The organism is Robinsoniella sp. (assembly GCF_034124845.1).
Genome location: NZ_JAWYAJ010000016.1, coordinates 1 through 4,600, shown reverse-complemented (window position 1 = coordinate 4,600; position 4,600 = coordinate 1). Strand labels below are relative to the sequence as shown.

The following is a 4,600-nucleotide window of genomic DNA, read 5'->3' as shown; positions in this document are numbered from 1 at the left end:
AAGCCCTCCTGTATGTAAACAGAAAGGCTTTTATATTATAATCAAATCGGATTCCCATCCTCTTTATTCCATCATTCTAATGCACCAAACATTAAATCGCGGTATAAAAACAAATCTGTTTCCTCAGCCCGGAAATTCAGCAATCTGTTTTTACGGCAGGTATCCTGACTCCGCTTCGACCTTAGAAACGCCTTCTCAGCAGCTATCTATGCAGCGCCAATGGCATATTGTTTCCTCGTCCACGTTACAGTAGAGGTGACTGTGCCGGAATTGAACCGGCTTCCCTATTATCACTTTCATGGCAGATTCTGAAAAACTGCATGAAAAATGACCGCAATTAATATTTTGTTTATGAAATAATACTATCTCATTGATATGGGAAAGTCAATAAATTTCTTTGAATAATTGGTATCTTTTTTATATTTCACCTCCAAACTTATAAATATATTTTTCATTTAGCAGCTTCCTTTAAGAACTTTTCTTATTTAGAAAATCAACTAATTCATCTATATTTTTATATAAAATTTCATTTTTCTTAGGCTCCAGTTTCGACACCATGGCTGTTATTTTTTTATCGAAAAATCCCATTTTATGTTGACGGAGTTCACCTCCCATATTTACTGTTTTTTCAGCATGCTTTCGCAGCGAAGCAGGAAAATTTTTGCTGAAAAACTCACTTTCCTGATCAGGTGTTGTACAGCACATAAATAATACAATGTTTTTTGTAAGCAGGATTTGCAGATTCTGTTCACAAAAAAGTTTTATTTCTTTTTGTATTTTCCCTATGTATATGGAGCCGCCGATGATAACCCAGTCATAATGCTGCAAATCGACGTGTTCGGCACCTTTTAAATTTATGGTTTTTACTTCCTGTTTGAGTTTGTCTTTTAGATTGTCTTTGATTTTGTCTTTGAGATAGTTGGTACAATCCTCTGTACATCCATATTTACTTGCATATAGTATCAATATTTTCATACACTTTACTCCTATATACTATTTTATAGTTTCTATCCGATGTAATACTCGAGTGTGTTTGCGCATACTTAACACCGTTAATTTAATTTATATTGTTATCATATCCTATTATTATCTACTTGTCAATAAGGCCCGTAAAAACTTTATTTAGATACTTTCAGTCAATACACACAAAAAACTGCACGATCCAAACCACAGAGAAAGAATTCAAATATGAACAATGCCATAGAGTTTTCATATCTTTCTCTGCTGCCAGATCGTACAGTCATATTTTAGTCAGCATATTGTGTTTTATTTTTTGCTGCTATTTATAACATTCACTTTTACCGTTTTCTTTTTCCCATTAGAAGTACGGATTATAATCTTACATTCGCCTTTTTTCTTTGCAGTTACCACTCCATTGGAATTGACCTTTGCAACACCAGGATTCAAAGATTTAAATGTAATCTTATCTTTCGCCGTAATCGGTTTAAGCGTTACCACTAATCCTGCTTTCTTCCCTTTTTTCAACTCTAGCTTTTTCTTATTAACAGAAATGGAGGTTGCTTTCACCTTCCCTTTCTGTACTTTTACATCACAGGTAGCTTTAGCTCCATATTTTGTAGTTACGGTGATTATCGTTTTTCCCGGTTTCTTCGCTGTTACTTTTCCTTTGCCCGATACCACAGCATACTTTTTATTAGAACTCTTCCAGGAAACCACTTTATCCCCTGCTGCCATACCAGATACCTTAAGGGTCACCCGCTTCTTTGCCTGTAATGGCAATGTTGCTGCATTTAGTTTAACTTTTGCCTTTTTAACCGTAACTTTACAGACAGCAGATTTACCGCTTCCATCTTGTGCCGTTACTGTTATAACAGCAGTTCCTGCAGATTTTGCGGTTATTTTTCCATTTGCGTCAACTGTAACTGCCTTTGTATTACTGCTCTTGTAGGTTACGGATTTATTTGCGGCATTGGCAGGTGTCACGGTTGTTTTCAGCAATTGTGCCTGGGTAGGATACATAGATATGGATGCTGTCTGTAACGTAACTCCTGTGACTTTAACGACTTCCGGAGGTACTGGTTTTGATAACTCAGCCAGTGTTTTTTCTGCTGCAGTTAAGACACTGTAATTGCTGACATATTTTTTTGCTGCATCTGCAAGTAAATCATATGCTGCTCTTGCCTTTTCTATTGCTGCTTTGCTGTCTTTTGTTACTGTACCGATTGCTGCGATAAGCTGTTCAACCGGAGCTGCTGCTTTTTTCAATTCGTCAACTGTGGCATTTTCTGCGTCAAGTGCATCGGAAAGCTGCCAATAGTTTGGTACATATCTACGTAAAGAATTATCGTTCAATTCTTTGAAAGTACTATCATATGTTTCCATAGCACTATTTAAAGCTTCGTAATATCCTTCTGTACCTTTTTTCGCTAATGCATTGTCTATCGTTGTTTTTAAGGTATTAATAACGGATGTATCCTGGGCTGAGAACTCTGCACGATAGTCATATATATAACGCATTCCATTCAGATATCTCCAGGCAGCAACTAAACCATAACCTCCCTGATCTGTTGCCATGGAATTATATACTCCGTTAGATGCCGCAGCATTATCCGGGTCATAATCAAAGGTATGACAGAATCCACCGGACTCTAATTTGTACCGTAAAACACCGTCAATCAGGGTATTTCCATTTTTAATAAAGCGCTGGTCGGTCAAAGGATCTACTCCCACAGAAATAATGGCAAGCAGTACCTGAGACGTACTTTCCATATTTCGTGTTCCCCAGGATAAGTAATCACCCAGATCTGTCTGCAATGTCCCCAATCTGTTCAATGCTTCATCGATTGCTGTGCGAACCGTTTTCGTTACAGTCTCACCACTTGCCAGATTTGTGTAAGTATATTCCGTATCATCCCAATAATAGGCAGACAATGCCTGTACTGCCATAGCTGAAATATCAGGATCAGATACCGCTCCCCACAATGCCCATCCGCTGCAGCTTCCATTTTCACCGTCCTTCAGCTGTCTCTCCAGAATATATTTGATCAGATATTCATCAGAATATTTCATTTCAGCGGGACGGGTGAAGTCCTGTATATTCATTGCTATCAATGCAAAAATCGGACCGTTAATCCCCTGCCTTGCGGGGTCTACAACCGCATTAAAGGCTCCATCATTGATAAGGTTTATCCCGTTGCCATTATAAGTTCCAAAATCAGTAACATCGCCTCCGATTGCTGCGATAGCAAGTGCCGCACGATGCCATTCTGTCACTTTATTATCATCTAATTTTCCATCGTTCTCCGCATACCTTTTTTCGATATTTGCTTTCATTGCTTCCATGTAAGCGCTGTAGCCTTCATTATTTTCACCATCTTTATAATTCAGGTTCACACTTCCATCGGAATTAACCGTGCCAAAACGTCCCATTGTAAATGCAGCCCAGTCGGACCAGGTTGAACTGGCACTCTTCAGGAATGGCTCACTTCCAAGTACCAGAGTTCCGTCACCATCTCTGTCCCGGCGTGCCTCAAATGTCTGCGTAATCCATCCCGGCAGATTTTCTTCCAGGTGATTCCTTATGAATTCTACGGACACTGTATATTTCTTTGTTATTCTGCCATCCTTGGATATAACGGTATAAAGAACCGGCTTTGTTAAATCCACTTCTTCTTCCGATTTTGGAGAAACCGTGGCACCATCACTTAATTTGATGACCGGTTTCAATTTCGTAAGATCTGTATTTTCAGGTATGCTTACAACAATTTTATCATTTGTAATATTCCCTGTTCGACCGTTGACCGCAAGAGATGAAATATCTGCCAGATATCGTTTTTCTGTTGTTTCTGTGTAATGCTGCCTGATCTCAACGTTATCTTTAAATTCGCCATTTTTAAATTCTACTTTACCATATTTGCAGCCATCTGCATCTTCTTTATCCGGGAAGCTGACTATCACATTTCCGGAAAAATAATCGGTATTTGAAATCGTCGTTGCTTCGGTATAAGTTTTTCCGTTAATGGTAAAGCCTTCGAATTTGTAATAATTATCTGTATTTTGATTGATCTCACCGGACATGCCAAAGTATATACGTTCTACGCTGCCTTTTGGCATTCTGCCATTTTTAGCTCCGGCTTCCTGGGGAATAATTCCTGCACCATCAGGACCGTAACACCATTTCGCAGATACATTCCATACGTCGGTACCTGCATCAAAGGTATAAAATGCACTCCACTGGGCAGTAAAGGTTACGTCATGAGCCGGAATCGTATAAACATCACCCGGCTGATAAGTCTGCGTCCCATCATTCCATCCATCAAAGTCAAAACCTTCTTTTGTAAATGGATTTTCCGGAATTTTTACCTGGTCGCCTGGTTTCTGGTTTTTTAAAACGATTGGTGTACCGGAATCAGCTCCACCTGGTTCGAATTTAATAACAGAAGAATCGGATTTTGACCACTCAGCCGTGAAAGTGATACCTCCAAACGGCATGTTGTATACAGACCCCGGCTTATAAACCTCTTTACCATCATTCCAGCCCTGGAAACGATATCCATTTAATGTAAAAGTATTATCAGGTAAAGTAATTTCACCTGCTTCTTTACTGGTTATTTTTTCTGGTGCTGTTCCAACTGCTCCT

The 4,600-nt window shown here is 39.0% G+C and carries 2 protein-coding genes and 1 riboswitch; both genes read right to left on the bottom strand.

The annotated features are described in order from the left end of the window. Nucleotides 1-136: 136 nt before the first annotated feature. Nucleotides 137-351, bottom strand: a riboswitch (cobalamin riboswitch). Between the two features lie 117 nt (nucleotides 352-468). Next, nucleotides 469-975 carry a flavodoxin domain-containing protein gene (locus tag ACH2DQ_RS01005; protein WP_394915971.1) on the bottom strand — a complete coding sequence of 169 codons (507 nt, stop codon included), beginning with the start codon at nucleotides 973-975 and terminating at the stop codon, nucleotides 469-471. Between the two features lie 291 nt (nucleotides 976-1,266). Further along, nucleotides 1,267-4,600, bottom strand: a 3,334-nt coding sequence (locus ACH2DQ_RS01000) for an Ig-like domain-containing protein (RefSeq protein WP_395025147.1), incomplete at its 5' end; no start/stop codon positions are given.

Bases quoted from the DNA above. Each gene is read 5' to 3' on its own strand.
- ACH2DQ_RS01005 (WP_394915971.1), bottom strand. From the start codon at position 975: ATGAAAATATTGATACTATATGCAAGTAAATATGGATGTACAGAGGAT.